10 protein-coding genes are annotated in these 16,082 nt (G+C 71.0%); 5 read left to right on the top strand and 5 right to left on the bottom strand.

Annotated elements, in window-relative coordinates; genetic code table 11:
* Positions 1-149: 149 nt before the first annotated feature.
* On the bottom strand, positions 150-617 hold the full coding sequence (locus ABZX79_RS32685) for a MarR family winged helix-turn-helix transcriptional regulator (RefSeq protein ID WP_355265901.1): 468 nt from the start codon (positions 615-617) through the stop codon (positions 150-152).
* A gap of 171 nt (positions 618-788) precedes the next feature.
* Here ABZX79_RS32685 and ABZX79_RS32680 point away from each other — a divergent pair, with 171 nt between their 5' ends.
* The 5 genes from ABZX79_RS32680 (at position 789) to ABZX79_RS32660 (ending at position 7,954) form a co-directional block, all read left to right on the top strand.
* Complete coding sequence (locus tag ABZX79_RS32680; protein ID WP_355265898.1) at positions 789-1,010, top strand: hypothetical protein; 222 nt, start codon at positions 789-791, stop codon at positions 1,008-1,010.
* Between the two features lie 139 nt (positions 1,011-1,149).
* On the top strand, positions 1,150-1,902 hold the full coding sequence (locus tag ABZX79_RS32675; protein WP_355265895.1) for a spermidine synthase: 753 nt from the start codon (positions 1,150-1,152) through the stop codon (positions 1,900-1,902).
* A 72-nt stretch (positions 1,903-1,974) separates the two neighbouring features.
* On the top strand, positions 1,975-2,715 hold the full coding sequence (locus ABZX79_RS32670; RefSeq protein WP_214977941.1) for a response regulator transcription factor: 741 nt from the start codon (positions 1,975-1,977) through the stop codon (positions 2,713-2,715).
* Positions 2,712-3,806 (top strand): HAMP domain-containing sensor histidine kinase, encoded by a 1,095-nt coding sequence (locus ABZX79_RS32665; RefSeq protein WP_355265892.1) that lies wholly within the window; start codon positions 2,712-2,714, stop codon positions 3,804-3,806. The genes ABZX79_RS32670 and ABZX79_RS32665 overlap by 4 nt, the downstream gene beginning before the upstream one ends.
* Before the next feature lie 269 nt (positions 3,807-4,075).
* Positions 4,076-7,954 carry a multifunctional oxoglutarate decarboxylase/oxoglutarate dehydrogenase thiamine pyrophosphate-binding subunit/dihydrolipoyllysine-residue succinyltransferase subunit gene (locus ABZX79_RS32660; protein ID WP_355265889.1) on the top strand — a complete coding sequence of 1,293 codons (3,879 nt, stop codon included), beginning with the start codon at positions 4,076-4,078 and terminating at the stop codon, positions 7,952-7,954.
* A gap of 79 nt (positions 7,955-8,033) precedes the next feature.
* On the opposite strand, the gene fxsT is transcribed toward ABZX79_RS32660, so the two are convergent.
* The 4 genes from fxsT to ABZX79_RS32640 all read right to left on the bottom strand — a co-directional run bounded on the left by fxsT (position 8,034) and on the right by ABZX79_RS32640 (position 16,079).
* Positions 8,034-11,057 (bottom strand): FxSxx-COOH system tetratricopeptide repeat protein, encoded by a 3,024-nt coding sequence (fxsT, locus tag ABZX79_RS32655; RefSeq protein ID WP_355265886.1) that lies wholly within the window; start codon positions 11,055-11,057, stop codon positions 8,034-8,036.
* A gap of 71 nt (positions 11,058-11,128) precedes the next feature.
* Positions 11,129-12,409, bottom strand: a complete 1,281-nt coding sequence (locus ABZX79_RS32650; RefSeq protein ID WP_355265883.1) for an HEXXH motif-containing putative peptide modification protein — start codon at positions 12,407-12,409, stop codon at positions 11,129-11,131.
* Between the two features lie 93 nt (positions 12,410-12,502).
* Positions 12,503-12,706 carry an FxSxx-COOH cyclophane-containing RiPP peptide gene (fxsA, locus tag ABZX79_RS32645; RefSeq protein WP_355265880.1) on the bottom strand — a complete coding sequence of 68 codons (204 nt, stop codon included), beginning with the start codon at positions 12,704-12,706 and terminating at the stop codon, positions 12,503-12,505.
* 100 nt (positions 12,707-12,806) lie between these two features.
* Complete coding sequence (locus ABZX79_RS32640; RefSeq protein WP_355265878.1) at positions 12,807-16,079, bottom strand: SAV_2336 N-terminal domain-related protein; 3,273 nt, start codon at positions 16,077-16,079, stop codon at positions 12,807-12,809.
* Positions 16,080-16,082 lie beyond the last annotated feature (3 nt).

Raw genomic sequence — 16,082 nt, 5'->3', positions numbered from 1 at the left:
CAGCGCAATCGCCGTAGGCGACGCGACGCAGGAGCGCCCTTGAGGGGCGGGCCTCCGCCGCCACACTTACATGTGGCGGCCCCCATCGCAGAAGCAACCAACGCCCCGGGGCGCACGAAGCCCCGCCTCCGCCGCCCTCCCCACCTCACTCACTCCGCCCTCCCGGCGCCCCCCACGTTGCGCATCATCCGGCGCAGGACCTTGATCGTGGTGACGTAGTCCGCCGCGTCGATGCCGTCGTGGATTCTGGCCCGCACAGCCGGTACGTGATCCTTGACCCGCCCCCGCCCCGCCTCGCCCGCCTCGGTGATCGTCAGGCGGCCGGTCGTGTCGTCACGGGTCAGCCAGCCACGTACCAACAACTCTTCAGTCTCCGGTACGAGGTCGTCCTGCGGCTCCAGGTAGTCCCGCATCGCCTCCGTCAGTTCCTCGACGGTACGACCCTCGCCGTCCTCGGACAGGTCGTTGACGGAAAGATGGCGCAGCGTCCAGTACTGGGGCTGGGAAATGCCCAGCCCCGCCAGCTCGCGGCGTATGAAAGCAAGGATTTCCTTGTGTGCCACATCCGTCCAGTAAGCGATCGGCTGCTGCGCCAGTTCGGCATCGGAGAGTGTCATAACTCCCGAAGCTATGACCTCAACTCCGCTTGAGGTCAACGACGTCCTGAACCGTTCGCACCCACGCGAGCGATAGAGAGAACGTGAGACTGATGCGGCCCTCGGGGCACACCGAGGAACTGGACCGCACCTCCGTACGCCCCTGGTGGCCGCGCCGCAGTTCTCGCCGGCGTGCTGCTCGGGGCGCGGCTGAGCTGGCTGCCGATGACGTTGTACGGGGGCGCGGTGTACTTGGCCGCCCCGCGCACCCCCGGCGGCGCGGCCGCCGTGTGGGCGTGGTGGATGCAGCCGGGGCCGCAGGTGGCCGCCTGGGTGGTGGCGGGTGTGGCGTTCGTGACGGGAGTGGCGCTGTATGTACGGCGTGGAGCGCGCCCCGTTGACGGACATGCCTGAGGCACGCGCCTGACGTACGGAAGGCCCGTAATCCGTCCGGGTCCCCTGGCCGAAATGGTTTGTTCACGCCGTCGTCGCGACGCCAGGATGGCCCCCGACGACCGAAGGAAGCACCGAACCGTCCCCAGGAGGTTCCCCCATGGCCACCCCGTCTCCGTACGCCACCGCAACTGCCACCGCCACCGCCATCGCCGCCACCATCGATCGGCGCGAGGGTCCGTACGGCGAAGTCGTTCTGCGGGAGCGCGGAGCGCACTTCGAGATCATCGCCAACGGCTGCTTCCTGATGGACACCTCCGACGGCCGCTCCGAGCGACTGCTCATCGACGCCGCCCTCGACGCACTCCCGGCCGAAGCGGAACAGCTCGCCGACCGCCCCGCCCCCGCCCTCCTCATCGGTGGCCTCGGCGTCGGCTTCTCGCTCGCCCGCGCCGCCGCGCAGTCCCGCTGGGGGCGGATCACGGTTATCGAGCGTGAGCAGGCGATTATCGACTGGCACCGCGAGGGACCACTGGCACGGATCTCCGGCGACGCGCTCGCCGATCCGCGATGCGAGATCATTCACACCGATCTGGTGGATTACGTTTGCGAAAACCGGATCGGCAGCGTTGGTACGTACCAAGACAGGTACGACGCGCTGTGCCTCGACATCGACAACGGGCCCGACTGGACCGTGACCGACGACAACGCCAATCTCTACTCCCCGCAGGGGCTCGCGGGGTGCATGAGACGGCTGAGACCAGAGGGAATCCTCGCCGTCTGGTCGGCCAAACCGTCCCCCGCATTCGAGGATGCGTTGCGGAATGCCGGATTCAACTTGGTTAGGACGGAAGAGATCCAAGTTGCCCGGGGCGTTCCTGACGTGGTCCATCTCGCGGTTCGCCCTGCGTAGCCGGGACGCTGTCAGTGCATCTACGCTGCTGCCCTACACGTGGGATAGAAGAGAACTCCCAGGGGCGGGGCAATGGAGCAGCAGACACACACCAGCCACAACGGCCTCGCGGCCACTCCGGGCGCTCAGCGCCGGGTGCTGGTCGTCGAGGACGACGCGACCATCGTCGACGCCATTGCCGCGCGACTTCGCGCCGAGGGCTTTCAGGTGCAGACGGCCGTCGACGGACCCGCCGCGGTGGACGCCGCCGAGGCGTGGCAGCCCGATCTGATGGTTCTCGACATCATGCTGCCGGGCTTCGACGGACTTGAGGTCTGCCGCCGCGTCCAGGCGCAGCGGCCCGTGCCGGTCCTGATGCTGACGGCGCGCGACGACGAGACCGACATGCTGGTCGGGCTCGGCGTGGGCGCCGACGACTACATGACCAAACCGTTCTCCATGCGCGAACTCGCGGCCCGGGTGCACGTCCTGCTGCGCCGGGTCGAGCGGGCCACGCTCGCCGCCTCGACGCCGCGCAGCGGCATCCTGCGCCTCGGCGAGCTGGAGATCGACCACGCGCAGCGCCGCGTCCGGGTGCGCGGTGACGACGTACACCTCACTCCGACCGAGTTCGACCTGCTGGTGTGCCTGGCGAACACGCCGCGCGCCGTGCTCTCGCGCGAGCAGCTGCTCGCCGAGGTGTGGGACTGGGCGGACGCGTCGGGCACCAGGACCGTCGACAGCCACATCAAGGCGCTGCGGCGGAAGATCGGCGCGGAGCGCATCCGTACCGTGCACGGTGTGGGGTACGCCCTGGAGACTCCACCCGCATGACCAGGCAGGGGACCGGGACCAGGCAGGGGAACGGGCTGCGTCCCTTCTCGATCAAGACCAAGCTCGGCACACTCGTCGTTGTCTCGGTCTTCATCACCACCGGGCTCATCCTCGTCGCGCTGCGCACCAAGACAGAGCTGCGCTTCATCACGGTCTTCTCCGTCATCGCGTCGATGCTGATCACGCAGTTCGTGGCCCACAGCCTGACGTCACCTCTCGACGAGATGACGACGGTGGCCAGGTCCATCGCGCACGGTGACTACACCCGGCGGGTGCGCGGTGCGGGCCGCCGGGACGAGCTGGGTGACCTGGCCGCCACGATCAACCGCATGGCGGACGATCTGGAGGCCGTGGACCGGCACCGCAAGGAATTGGTCGCCAATGTCTCGCACGAGCTCAGAACCCCCATCGCGGGGCTGAGAGCCGTGCTGGAGAACGTCGTGGACGGAGTGTCCGCCGCGGATCCCGAGACGATGCGTACGGCGCTGAAACAGACCGAGCGGCTCGGCAGGCTCGTCGAGACGCTGCTCGACCTGTCCCGCCTCGACAACGGCGTCGTACCGCTCAAGGCCCACCGCTTCGAGGTCTGGCCGTACCTCTCCGGCGTGCTCAAGGAGGCCAATGTGATCGCCTCGCAGCGCTCTCTCGCCTCCGGGTCCGGCAGTCATACGCGTACCGATGTGCATCTGCACCTCGATGTCTCGCCGCCCGAGCTGACCGCGCACGCGGACATCGAGCGGCTGCACCAGGTCGTCGCCAATCTCCTCGACAACGCGGTCAAGCACAGCCCGCCGCACGGGCGCGTCACTGTGCGTGCCCGGCGCGGTACGCAGCCGGAGAGCCTGGACCTGGAGATCCTGGACGAGGGGCCGGGGATACCGGAGTCCGAGTGGCACCGGGTCTTCGAGCGTTTCAACCGCGGCAGCCTGCCGGCGCCGCACGGACCGGGCAGCGACGGCGGTACGGGCCTGGGGCTCGCGATCGCGCGCTGGGCGGTGGATCTGCACGGCGGGCGGATCGGAGTGGCCGAATCCGCACGTGGCTGCCGGATCCAGGTCACTCTTCCGGGAAGCCCCCGGCCGACGAGTTGACGTAGGGTCGAACCGGAAGCACACGTTCTGCGTGTCATCCATTGGGGGTGCGGCCCAAAGTGGGCCGTAACCACGGTCCGTCCTACCCGGACCACAGCGGACCACACCGGAACCACACTTGTTTCCCGCCATTTCATGCGGCGAAACCAGCACTCCGATGTGACTTACGCGACGGAAGGCCCGCCCGGCCTGCACCTCTCGGCCGGACAGGCGTAGCCTTTATTTCCGCTGTCCATCACCTTGCGAAGCGGAAGAGGGCGGTTAACGCCGTGTCGTCTCAGTCCCCCAGTAGCCCGAGCGTCTCGACCGACCAAGACGGGCAAGGGAAGAACCCTGCCGCTGCCTTTGGTCCCAATGAGTGGCTCGTCGACGAGATCTACCAGCAGTACCTCCAGGACCCGAATTCGGTCGACCGCGCCTGGTGGGACTTCTTCGCCGACTACAAGCCCGGATCCACCCCGGCGGCGGAGAAGTCCGCCACCCCCGAAGCCGAAGACGTGACCGGGGCCGCCGCACAGCCGGCCCAGGCCACTCCGGCACCCGCCGCGCCCGCCACCCCGGCGACGCCCGCGGCCAACCAGCCGGCCCCCGCCGCGCCTGCCGCACCCGCTGCGGCAACGCCCGCGGCCCAGGCCCCGGCCCCCGCGACGGCCGCACCGGCCGCCCCACCGGCAGCTCCGGCCGCCAAGCCCGCCTCCGCCCCCGCACCGGCCGCCGCACAGCAGGCCGGCGCGACGGCGAAGGCCGAGCCCAAGGACCAGCCCGCCACCGAGGCCCCCGCGGGCCCCGAGTACGTCACGCTGCGCGGCCCGTCCGCGGCGGTCGCCAAGAACATGAACGCCTCACTGGAACTGCCCACGGCCACGTCCGTGCGCGCCGTCCCCGTGAAGCTGCTGTTCGACAACCGCATCGTCATCAACAACCACCTCAAGCGCGCCCGGGGCGGGAAGGTCTCCTTCACGCACCTCATCGGGTTCGCGATGGTGCAGGCCCTCAAGGCCATGCCGTCGATGAACTACTCCTTCGCGGAGAAGGACGGCAAGCCGACCCTGGTCAAGCCCCCGCACGTCAACCTGGGCCTGGCCATCGACCTGGTCAAGCCCAACGGTGACCGCCAGCTCGTCGTCGCGGCCATCAAGAAGGCCGAGACGCTCAACTTCTTCGAGTTCTGGCAGGCGTACGAGGACATCGTCCGCCGCGCCCGCGCGAACAAGCTGACGATGGACGACTTCACCGGCGTAACGGCGTCGCTGACGAACCCGGGCGGCATCGGCACCGTCCACTCCGTGCCCCGCCTGATGCCCGGACAGGGCCTCATCATGGGCGTCGGCGCGATGGACTACCCCGCCGAGTTCCAGGGCACGTCGCAGGACACCCTGAACAAGCTCGGCATCTCCAAGGTCATGACCCTGACCTCGACGTACGACCACCGGGTCATCCAGGGCGCCGCCTCCGGCGAGTTCCTGCGCATCCTCGCCAACATGCTGCTCGGCGAGAGCGACTTCTACGACCAGATCTTCGAAGCGCTGCGGATCCCGTACGAGCCGGTCCGCTGGCTCAAGGACATCGACGTCTCCCACGACGACGACGTCACCAAGGCCGCCCGCGTCTTCGAGCTGATCCACTCCTACCGGGTCCGCGGCCACGTCATGGCCGACACCGACCCGCTGGAGTACAAGCAGCGCAAGCACCCCGACCTGGACATCAACGAGCACGGCCTCACGCTCTGGGACCTGGAGCGCGAGTTCGCCGTCGGCGGTTTCGCCGGCAAGTCGATGATGAAGCTGCGCGACATCCTCGGTGTCCTGCGCGACTCGTACGTCCGGACCGTCGGCGTCGAGTTCATGCACATCCAGGACCCGAAGCAGCGCAAGTGGATCCAGGACCGCGTGGAGCGCCCGCACGCCAAGCCGGAGCGCGAGGAGCAGCTGCGCATCCTGCGCCGCCTGAACGCCGCCGAGGCGTTCGAGACCTTCCTGCAGACGAAGTACGTCGGCCAGAAGCGCTTCTCCCTCGAAGGCGGCGAGTCCGTCATCCCGCTGCTCGACGCGGTCATCGACAGCGCCGCCGAGTCGCGCCTGGACGAGGTCGTCATCGGCATGGCCCACCGCGGCCGCCTGAACGTCCTGGCGAACATCGTCGGCAAGTCGTACGCGCAGATCTTCCGGGAGTTCGAGGGCAACCTCGACCCGAAGTCGATGCACGGCTCCGGCGACGTCAAGTACCACCTGGGCGCCGAGGGCACCTTCACCGGTCTCGACGGCGAGCAGATCAAGGTCTCGCTCGTCGCCAACCCCTCGCACCTGGAGGCGGTCGACCCGGTCCTGGAGGGTGTCGCCCGCGCCAAGCAGGACGTCATCAACAAGGGCGGTACGGACTTCACGGTCCTGCCCGTCGCGCTCCACGGCGACGCGGCCTTCGCCGGCCAGGGTGTCGTCGCCGAGACGCTCAACATGTCTCAGCTGCGGGGTTACCGCACCGGCGGCACGGTCCACATCGTCATCAACAACCAGGTCGGCTTCACCGCCGCCCCGGAGTCCTCGCGTTCCTCGATGTACGCGACCGACGTGGCCCGCATGATCGAGGCGCCGATCTTCCACGTGAACGGCGACGACCCGGAGGCCGTGGTCCGCGTCGCGCGGCTCGCCTTCGAGTTCCGCCAGTCCTTCAACAAGGACGTCGTGATCGACCTCATCTGCTACCGCCGCCGCGGTCACAACGAGGGCGACAACCCGCAGTTCACCAACCCGCAGATGGTGACGCTGATCGACAAGAAGCGCTCGGTGCGCAAGCTCTACACCGAGTCGCTCATCGGTCGCGGCGACATCACGCTGGAAGAGGCGGAGCAGGCGCTCCAGGACTTCCAGGGCCAGCTGGAGAAGGTCTTCGCGGAGGTCCGCGAGGCCACCTCGGCCCCGGCTCCCGCCCACATCCCGGAGGTCCAGGCCGAGTTCCCGGTGGCCATCGACACGGCGGTCTCCCAGGAGGTCGTCAAGCGGATCGCCGAGTCCCAGGTCAACATCCCCGACCGGATCACCGTCCACCCCCGCCTGATGCCGCAGATGCAGCGCCGCGCGGCCTCGGTGGAGGACGGCACGATCGACTGGGGCATGGGCGAGACCCTCGCCATCGGCTCGCTGCTGATGGAAGGCGTCCCGGTCCGGCTGTCCGGCCAGGACACCCGCCGCGGTACGTTCGGCCAGCGCCACGCGGTGCTCGTCGACCAGAACACCGGCGAGGACTACACCCCGCTCCAGTACCTCTCCGAGGACCAGGCCCGCTACAACGTCTACGACTCGCTGCTCTCCGAGTACGCGTGCATGGGCTTCGAGTACGGCTACTCGCTCGCCCGGCCCGAGTCGCTGGTCATGTGGGAGGCCCAGTTCGGTGACTTCGTCAACGGCGCGCAGACCGTCGTCGACGAGTTCATCTCCTCGGCCGAGCAGAAGTGGGGCCAGACGTCCGGCGTCACGCTCCTGCTGCCGCACGGTTACGAGGGCCAGGGCCCGGACCACTCGTCCGCCCGTCCCGAGCGCTTCCTCCAGATGTGCGCCCAGGACAACATGACGGTCGCCATGCCGACCCTGCCGTCGAACTACTTCCACCTGCTGCGCTGGCAGGTCCACAACCCGCACCACAAGCCGCTCATCGTCTTCACCCCGAAGTCGATGCTGCGTCTGAAGGCGGCGGCGTCGAAGGCGGAGGAGTTCACCACCGGCGGCTTCCGCCCGGTGATCGGCGACACGACCGTCGAGCCGGCCGCCGTCCGCAAGGTCGTCTTCTGCGCGGGCAAGGTCTACTACGACCTTGAGGCCGAGCGTCAGAAGCGCGGCAACACGGACACGGCGATCATCCGTCTGGAGCGCCTGTACCCGCTGCCGGGCAAGGAGCTCCAGCAGGAGATCGCGAAGTACCCGAACGCCGAGAAGTACCTGTGGACGCAGGAAGAGCCGGCGAACCAGGGTGCGTGGCCGTTCATCGCGCTCAACCTGATCGACCACCTCGACCTGGCGGTCGGCGCCGACATCCCGCACGGCGAGCGCCTGCGGCGCATCTCGCGCCCGCACGGCTCGTCCCCGGCGGTCGGCTCGGCCAAGCGCCACCAGGCGGAGCAGCAGCAGCTGCTGAACGAGGTCTTCGAGGCCTGATCAGCGCCTGTACGCCCCACACAGGGCCCGGCACCGCAGCGATGCGGTGCCGGGCCCTCCGGCGTACGTGCTCGGGAAATCAGCCGAGGTACGCCTCGAAGTCCCAGTACGGGCGGTTGCGCTGGCGCGCGGAGAGCGTGTGCGGGTGCTGCGCGCCGAAGATGCGGGTGAGGCTCAGCAACGCGTCCGCCTCGACCTTGTCGGCCTCCTCGTGCTCGCGCAGCCCCCGCAGATCGGCAGCTAGCGCGGTCTGGCACGAGAGGGTGAGCGGGTGTTCGTCCCCCAGGGCCTGCCGGGACCTGCGCAGCGTGTCCCGGCTCAGCTCCGCCGCGTCCGCGACCCGGCCGTTGAAGTTCCGCCCGCCGGCCGCGTTGAGGGCGCAGCCCAGCACCCACGGATGGTCGGCGCCGAGCGTTGCCGTCAGGCCGGCGAGCGCCGATTCGAACATCGACATGGCCTCACTGCGGTCACCCGATGCCTGCATCACCAGACCGGTGTTGGTCAGCATGCCGGTCGCCACGGGGTGGGCGGGACCGAGCAGCGCCCGGTATCCGGCCTCCGCCTCGGCGATCAGGTCCTTGGCGTTGCCCAGATCACCGTGCTCGCGCTGGAAGTTCCCGTAGTCGTTGATGAACGACAGCGTGCTGAAGTGAGTCCTGCCGTGTACCTGCTCCAGCTGTTCCATCAGGCTGTCCATCAGCGGCGCGATGTCCTGCTGGAAGCCGCCCTCGCGCCGCCGCGCGAGGGCCAGGTAGGTGCGAGCGGCCAGGGTCTGCGGGTGCAACGGGCCGAGCACCTGCACATGGAGGCGCACCACCGGCTCCTGCCGGGCCACGCAGTCGCGGTACTGGCCGAGCAGCCGCAGTCCGTGTGCCACCGCGTTCCCGGAGTTGAGAGTGGTGATGTGACGGGCACGCAGGACGGTCTCGCGTCGGCTGAGGGTCTCCAGGTCGAGTTCGTACGCCTCCTTGTAGCGGCCCAGCAGACGCAGTCCGACGCCGAGGTTGTGCCGGGCGTTGAGGGACGTCAGCTCGTTCTCACCGAGCAGCCGTTCCGCGTCCTGGAGGACCTTCGCCTGGAGGTCCAGTGCTTCGCCGTACCGGCCCAGGCGGCGCAGGCTGCTGGCGAGGCTGCCGTTGACGTTGAGTTCGCCGAGTTCGTCGCGCACATCGGCGGCGAGCAGCCGGTCCCGCAGGGCACGCCCCAGTTCGTACGACTCGCGAAAACTGCCCGAGGCGAGAAGCAGGTTGCACTGCTGGGTGGTCAGATCCAGCATGTGCTGGGCCAGGGGGTCCATGAACGTCGTCCAGGAGCTCCGGATCTTCTCGGCGAGCCGGGTGCCGGCCGTGGACTCCCCGCTGCGGACGCAGTACCGGAGACAGTTCAGTACGGCGGCCTGGACCCTGCTGTTGGAGCTGCTGAGCGCGCCGGACGGTTCCAGGTGGGGCAGAAGTTCGGCGTACCGGGGCCACTGCCTGCTGTCGAGCGGGTTGCCGGGGTCGGCCTCGGCCAGCAGCGTACGAACGGCCTTGCGGTGAATGTCACGGCGCTCGTCGCTGGTGAGCCGGGACACGATGTCGTGGACGAGCCGGTGCATGTGCACGGACTCCTGGTGCGGGCCCATCTCGGCATTGACGGGGCCGCGGCTCTCCCTGGTGAGCACCGAGTAGTTCACCAGCGTGTCCAGCGCCCGGGTCCAGGCGGGCAGATCGGTGCTCATCCACCGCAGGTCCTCGGGCAGGTCGGCCTGCGGGTAGGCGCGGGCCAGGCCGAGGGGAATGCGGCCGGGGGCGAAGGAGGCGCAGAGGCTGAGTACCTCGACCGCCTGCGGCTGGGTGCGCCTGAGCCGGTTGATGAGGATCGACCAGGAAGTGAGCGAGGAGTGCGGGAAGCCGTCCCCGGCGGGCTCCTCGACGGTGGACAGCCTGCCCTCACGGACCATGCGCAGGTACTCGGGAACCTCCATCCGGGACTCGCCCAGCCAGGAGGCGGCCTGCACGAGCGGCAGGGGTACGTCGCCGAATTCGGCGGCGACTTCGTCGGCCTGCTCCGAGGTGACGTGCGGGGCGCGGCGCATCAGATAGCCGGTGGACTCGGCGCGGTCGAAACTGGGCACTTCCAGTACGTCGGTGTAGTCGCCCCAGCCCCTGTTCCGAGAGGTCACGATGACGTGTCCGGGGCCGTGCGGCAGCATGACGCTCGCACCGTCGGTGTCGTCCCAGCCATCGAAGATGACGAGCCAGCGGCCGTACGGTTCGCCGCGCCGCAGCGCCTCGCGCACGGCGCGGATGCGCTCACCGGGTTCGCTGCCGCTGTGCAGACCCAGTTCGACGGCGAGTTCTCCGAAGCGGTCGCGCTGGATGTTGCGGTCGTCAGAGTTGACCCACCAGATGACGTCGTAGTCGGTGCTGAAGCGGTGGGCGTACTCCGCGGCGAGCTGGGTCTTGCCGATGCCGGACATGCCAAGGAGCGTGCAGGCGGAGTTGCCGCGTTCGGCCTCGGTCAGGCGTTCCTGGAGTTCGGTCAGGAGGTCGTCGCGGCCGGTGAAACGGCCGTTGCGGCGGGGCACTTCGCCCCAGATCTCGGGAGGTGTGTTCGGGAAGCGCGAGCCGCTGACCGCGGGGCGACGGCCGGAGGTGCGCCGGAAGTCGATGCCGAGTCTGCCGAGCAGTCGTTCCTCGGCTTCCTGCTCGCCCGTGCTCCACAGGCTGACCGGTTCCAGTACGGCGGTGGCGGGCGGCAGCTGGCGGTTGGTGAGGTTGACGGCGGCGAACCGTTCGGCGTTCTCGGCGACGTACCCCCGCAGGACGTCGTTCCACTCGCCGGCGGCTCGGGGCCCCAGCTCGAAGAACCAGTCGTTGAGGACGAGTAGGACGCGCCCGGTGGACAGCAGCAGGTCGGCGAGCGACTCCTCCAGCGGCACCTCGCGGGGCGGGTCCCAGCGCTGGAGGGTGACCCGCTGGCCGTGGGCTTCCAGGCGCTGCCCGATCCAGTTCGCCCAGGGCCGGTGGTAGCCGGGAAAGACGACGAGGAAGTGTTCGGGCCCGTCCTGGCCGCTACGGTCCGCCGCACCGGCCCCGCCCGAGCGCCGCTGATCCACCATCTGCACGTCTCCCTGTCTTACGCCGCCAGTGCCCGTCGACCCATTGTCACGATCTATTAACACAGTGTCACTCACCCGAAGGACTGCCGAGCCGTACCGAGGCTCGCGTGGTGATCTCGCATCCCCTGTGCGAACTCCCTTCCAGCAATGGTCAGTTCATCGGATTCAAGCAGTACGGACAATGCTTGCGCGACCTGTCCGCGGTGCTGCCCGAACTGCTCGGCGGCTCTGCGCCGCCAGCCTGCCGGGATGTCGGCGCCGGTCGCCGCCCGCCGCCACAGATCGGTGAGGGCCAGATGGGCGTACGCACCCTGGAAGACGCCGGCCACAGGCCTCGGGTCGGGGCGCCAGCCGACCCGGTGCAGCCCCCCGTCACCCGGCCGGTACAGCGACACACGTTCGTGGAGTGCGGCCAGCTTGGTGTGGTGCGTCTCGTGGACCAGCACCTCGGCCAATTCATGGGGTCCGGCGGGAAGGGACATCAGTACGCTGCCGGGGGCCGCCCGCAGCGTCGCGCTCATCGGGCGGCGTCCGTCGTACGCGGCCGGGTCGGCGGGGGCGAGCGGCACGACCACCCGCTGCACCGCGAGTATCTCGGCGGCCCGCCCGGGGTCTGTGCCGTCGATCAGCGCGATGGCCTGCTGCCACAGCCGTGCCCAGGGTTCGTGGGCGACTGTGGCCCGGTCCGCGGCGGGCAGGGTTACGGCGCCGATGCCACCGGTGGGGACCCGGTACGGGTCGAGGTCGTCCAGGACGGCGGTGCCTCCGGGCAGCGGGCGCAGTGCCTTCCATCCCGGACCGGCCCCGACGGGCCGGTGCGGGCCGGCGTCGCCGCGCCGCAGGAGCAGGGCGCGGCTGCGGCCGCCGGTGATCCGTACGGTCCGGCCGCGCGCGTGCAGTTCGGCCCGGCGGTCGGGGCAGTGGAGGGTGCCCAGGCCCGGGAGGCCGAGCAGACCGGTGGGAGCGTCGAGAGTGAGGCGCAGGTCGCAGCCCGCCCGCAGGGCCGCGGTGGTCGCGATACCGCCGAAGTGTGCGAGCCGCCGGTCGAGGGCCGGCCCTTCGGGGAGGGTCAGGGCCCCGGCCAGCCAGGCGCCCGTCAGTGGGTAGTCGACTACGTCGCGGACGGCGGCGGGGTCGCGCCGCTCCGCGTGTTCCAGCAACGCCCAGTGGCGGCGGAAGCGTTCCCGTACGGCCGGATCGATGGAGCTTTGTTGCCGTTCGAGGCGCGTCAGCAACGACTTGAGCAGCAGGAGCCGGCGGGCGTGCAGCCCGTTGCGCAGCGTGACGGTGCAGGCGGGGTCGGGCCTGGTGCGGGCGAGCCAGGTGAAGAGGGCGCAGGGTAAGGGAGCCACGGTCACCCGGGCCCCCTCTCGCCGGACTTGGCACCGTGGTGGTGTCCGGTGCCGATTGCCCACGCCACCCATCTGACCGGAAAGTGCCGCAGCTCAGCGGTTTCCCGGGTCGGCAGTCGCCCACCACGCCTCGGTGAGCTCCAGGGACCGCCCGAGCACCTGATCGACCGCCTCGGTAAGTCCCGGATCATCCATGGTGCGCAAAGTCCGCAGGTCGACGTGGGTGAGATCGGGCACGGGCGGCGGCCGTCCGGCGTCCTGGTCCTGGCCGGCAACCACGGTGTTCCTGTGCGACACGCCCGACTCCCTCCTGCCGGCACCCGTCCCGCACGGCCGCAGCGGCTGCCCAGTTCTTCCCGACACCGGTGAAACAGAAACATGTTCGACTTCACTCCGGTCAACCGGCACTCACCTCGGTCAACGGCCACCACGGTGGTGCCAGTTGCCGCCGGTCCGGCTCGGCCAGCCGTTGATCGTCCGCACGGGCCGCTCTCCCCCGGGCCGCCTCCGCGAGACGTGCGATCCGCTCCCGGGGTGCCCCCGACTCGCGCCAGTCCACCTCGGTGAGTGACGAGATCAACCGCTGCCAGCGCTCGTGCGCCTGCTCGAACGCCCGGCGCGCGGCTCCGGTGCGGCCCATGAACTCCAGCGTGCAGCCCTGTGCGTACACCGCCCGTGCCGCCGTGACGGAGCCCGGCCGGTCCCCGTGGGCGGCGTCGGCGTCGCGCTGCGCGTTCTCGTACGCCTGGAGTGCGTCCGAAAGCAGCGTCGCGGCGGACACGTGGGCGAGTTCGAACCTGGTCCGGCCGAGCGTCAGCCATGCCTCGGCCCGTAGTGCGCCGTCCGTCAGCCGCTTCGCGGCCTCCTCCAGCAGGTGGCGGCCCTCGTACAGGTCCGGCAGGAAGCCGACCCGCTGGAAGCGGAGCGCCAGCGCGCTGCCGAGGAGCAGGTGCAGTCTGCTGCGGGACGGTGAGCGGGCGGGCATCCCGGCGAGCGCCTCGCGCAGGACGCTCTCCGCCCGGCCCACGGCGTCCTCCCCGGCGGGCCCGTCCTCGGCGGCGGCGCGGCGCAGCAGCGACTCGCCCCATTCGGTGAGCAGTCCGCACCGTTTCGCGCTGTCCGGCGGGGCGGCCCCGGCGGCTGCCTCGTACGCCCGGTCGGCGGCCGGGTGGTCGTCCGCCGCGTCGTGCAGGCGGGCCTGGGCGGTCAGGCAGCGCAGGCGCAGTGCCGGGTCTTCACCGGCGGCCTGTTCGGCGCGGGCCAGGATCTCGGCGGTGCCGGCGTGCGGGGCGCCGGCCGCGCGCAGGGCGTCGGCGAGGTCGAGGAGCGCGGGGCAGCGGCTGCTGTCGGGGGCGTCTTCGGTGTCCAGCAGGTCACATCCCGTGCGGAGTTCACGTACCGCCTCTTCGGCCTGGTGCCGCGCGAGCAGGAGCCGCCCCCGGCGCAGGTGCAGCGCCCGGCGGGACGCCGCCGGCCACGCCGAGGCGTCACCCCGGAGCGCGTCCAGGCCCGCGGCGAGGTGCTGTGCGTCGCGCGTCTCCCGCCACAGGGCGTGGTGCGCGGCGGCGAGTTCGAGGCAGGCGTCGGCCCGGCCCTGGCTGCCTTCGGGGGCGCGGTCGCGTGCTTCGGCGAGGGTGCGGGCCGCGCGCAGGAGCAGTTCGCGCCCCCGCTCGGTGCCGCGCACCGCCCCGGCCCCCGCCTCCGCCAGCAGCACCCGGCCGAGCACCACGCCGGCGCGCACGACCCCGGTCCCGCTCTCGGGCGCCCCGGCGGCGTCCGGGCCGTCGCCGCCGCTCAGTGCGGCCTCGGCGCGTTCGCGGGCGCGGCGGAGCAGGGACGGGTCACCCTGGGAGTGCCACTGGCCCAGGAGGCGTTCGGCCTCGGCCAGCGGTACGGGGGTGATGAGGTCGGGCTGGTAGAAGCGGAGCACCCGGGCGGGGATCTCGGCGAACAGTTCGGGCTCGCCGCCGGCTCCGGCTCCGGTTCCGTCGTCCGCCTCGGCCGCCCCTGCCTCCCCGTCGGAGCCCCGTTCCCACTGGAGGTCGGGAGCCGTCGCGACGCCGCGTTCGGAGAGCCTGGCCGCGGCGAGCGCCGAGAAGTTGCGGGCGCCCCTGCCGAAGTGGCGTTCCACGTACGAAGAACAGTGCTTGAGCACCAGCGCCGCCGCGTCCTGGCCCAGCGAGTTCAGCAGCAGCTCCTGCACCCCGTCCGCGTACACGTAGCAGGGTGACCTGGAGTCCGGTCCCGGCAGCTGCCTGAGCAGCCCGCCGAGCAGCACCTCGGCGAGCTCCATCGGTCCGGTGTCGGGCAGCATCGCGCGCTGTACGAGCTGCATCACGGGCAGCGTGAGGGGCGCCGCCGCGAGGTGGACGGCGAGGCGGACACCGCCGGGCGACGCGTTCGCGCGGAAGGCGCGCAGCAGTTCGTCGGCGCTGCGGTCGGGTGGCAGGGGTGGTGGCGGGGCGGACCCGATGTGGTCCGGGAGCTCGTGGGCGGGGGCGTTGTCGGACCAGGCCGCCCAGCCGCGCACCGTGCTGCCGCCGTGGTCGGACAGCAGCCGCGCCCAGGACGCGAACGCCTCGGGGGTCGGCGGGAGTACGGGCACGGGCCTGGCCGTCGCCTCCACGGGCTCCCACGGCTCCTCGTCGGGGACGAAGGCCGTACGGCCGCCGGACGCCGCCGACCGGACCAGCAGCCCCGGCTCGGCGGGCAGTGCGGTACGGGCCCACAGGCGCGGCGGCAGCGGCTGCACTACGGCCAGCGGTGAGCTCCTCGGCCACTGGCGGATGAGCCGCTGCGCGCGGCCCTGCTGCCACAGCGGGCCGACGCAGTCGCTGACGACGAGGGTGAGCCTTCGCCCCGTCGGGTCGTGGAACTGGTCGGCGGGGCGCATCCGCGTGTGCCCGCCGGGACCCGTCGTCGTACCGATGCGGGGCGCCGCGCCGTCCCCGGCGTCGTACAGCTGGTGCACCTGCACGTCACGGAAGACCCCGGACTGCTGGCAGGCCTGCCGCAGCTCCTCGACCATCCGCTCCCAGACGGCCATCGCGGGTCCGGTGTCCATGAGCAGCTGGATGTCCACGCGGGGGCGCTCGGAGGGCCGCAGCACCGGGGTGATGACGCCGGACATGGCGCTGCGCTCGGCCGTGGCGTCCTCGTCGAGGCGCCCGTCGGCGGCCGGCCGCGCGGCGGTGGCGGTGTAGTGGCGCAGGGGGCGCAGGGCGCGTTGCAGGCCGAGCAGCCCGGGCAGCGCGGCAGCCGCCGGAGCCCGTACGGGGAAGGCAGCCCCGGCGGCGCCCGCAGAGCTCGCGGAGCCTCCCGCGCCCCGGTTCCCCCGGCCGCCGGGTGCGTAGAGCGATACGGGGCCGGCCGCCGGAGAAGACCCGGGCACGTCGGCGTCGGATGCGTCGGATGCGTCGGAGCCCGCGTCACCCGCCGGGGGACGGACCGCGCGCCCACCACTGTTCGTGTCACCATCCGTATCCGTCTTACGGCCGGTCTCCCGGCCCGGGGCGGTGGCCTCTCCCGGCTCCCGGGGGTCGCCGGACCCGCCCGTCGGCGTACGGCCCGAAGGCAGCCACTGAGCCAGCCAGACGGCGTCCGCGACCTCCTCGGCCGTGGGGTCGAGGCCGCCGCTCCTCAGCCTGCCGACAAGTTCCCCCAGGTCCATCCG

This window comes from Streptomyces sp. NPDC002994, from assembly GCF_040611155.1.
Classification (GTDB): domain Bacteria; phylum Actinomycetota; class Actinomycetes; order Streptomycetales; family Streptomycetaceae; genus Streptomyces.
The sequence above is the reverse complement of the archived record's forward strand: the minus strand, read 5'-3'. Positions and strand labels throughout refer to the sequence as shown.

Excerpts from the sequence above, each read along its gene's own strand:
- ABZX79_RS32685 (WP_355265901.1), bottom strand. The coding sequence starts at position 617 with ATGACACTCTCCGATGCCGAACTGGCGCAGCAGCCGATCGCTTACTGG.
- ABZX79_RS32675 (WP_355265895.1), top strand. The coding sequence starts at position 1,150 with ATGGCCACCCCGTCTCCGTACGCCACCGCAACTGCCACCGCCACCGCC.
- ABZX79_RS32670 (WP_214977941.1), top strand. The coding sequence starts at position 1,975 with ATGGAGCAGCAGACACACACCAGCCACAACGGCCTCGCGGCCACTCCG.
- ABZX79_RS32665 (WP_355265892.1), top strand. The coding sequence starts at position 2,712 with ATGACCAGGCAGGGGACCGGGACCAGGCAGGGGAACGGGCTGCGTCCC.
- fxsT (WP_355265886.1), bottom strand. The coding sequence starts at position 11,057 with ATGGTGGATCAGCGGCGCTCGGGCGGGGCCGGTGCGGCGGACCGTAGC.
- ABZX79_RS32640 (WP_355265878.1), bottom strand. The coding sequence starts at position 16,079 with ATGGACCTGGGGGAACTTGTCGGCAGGCTGAGGAGCGGCGGCCTCGAC.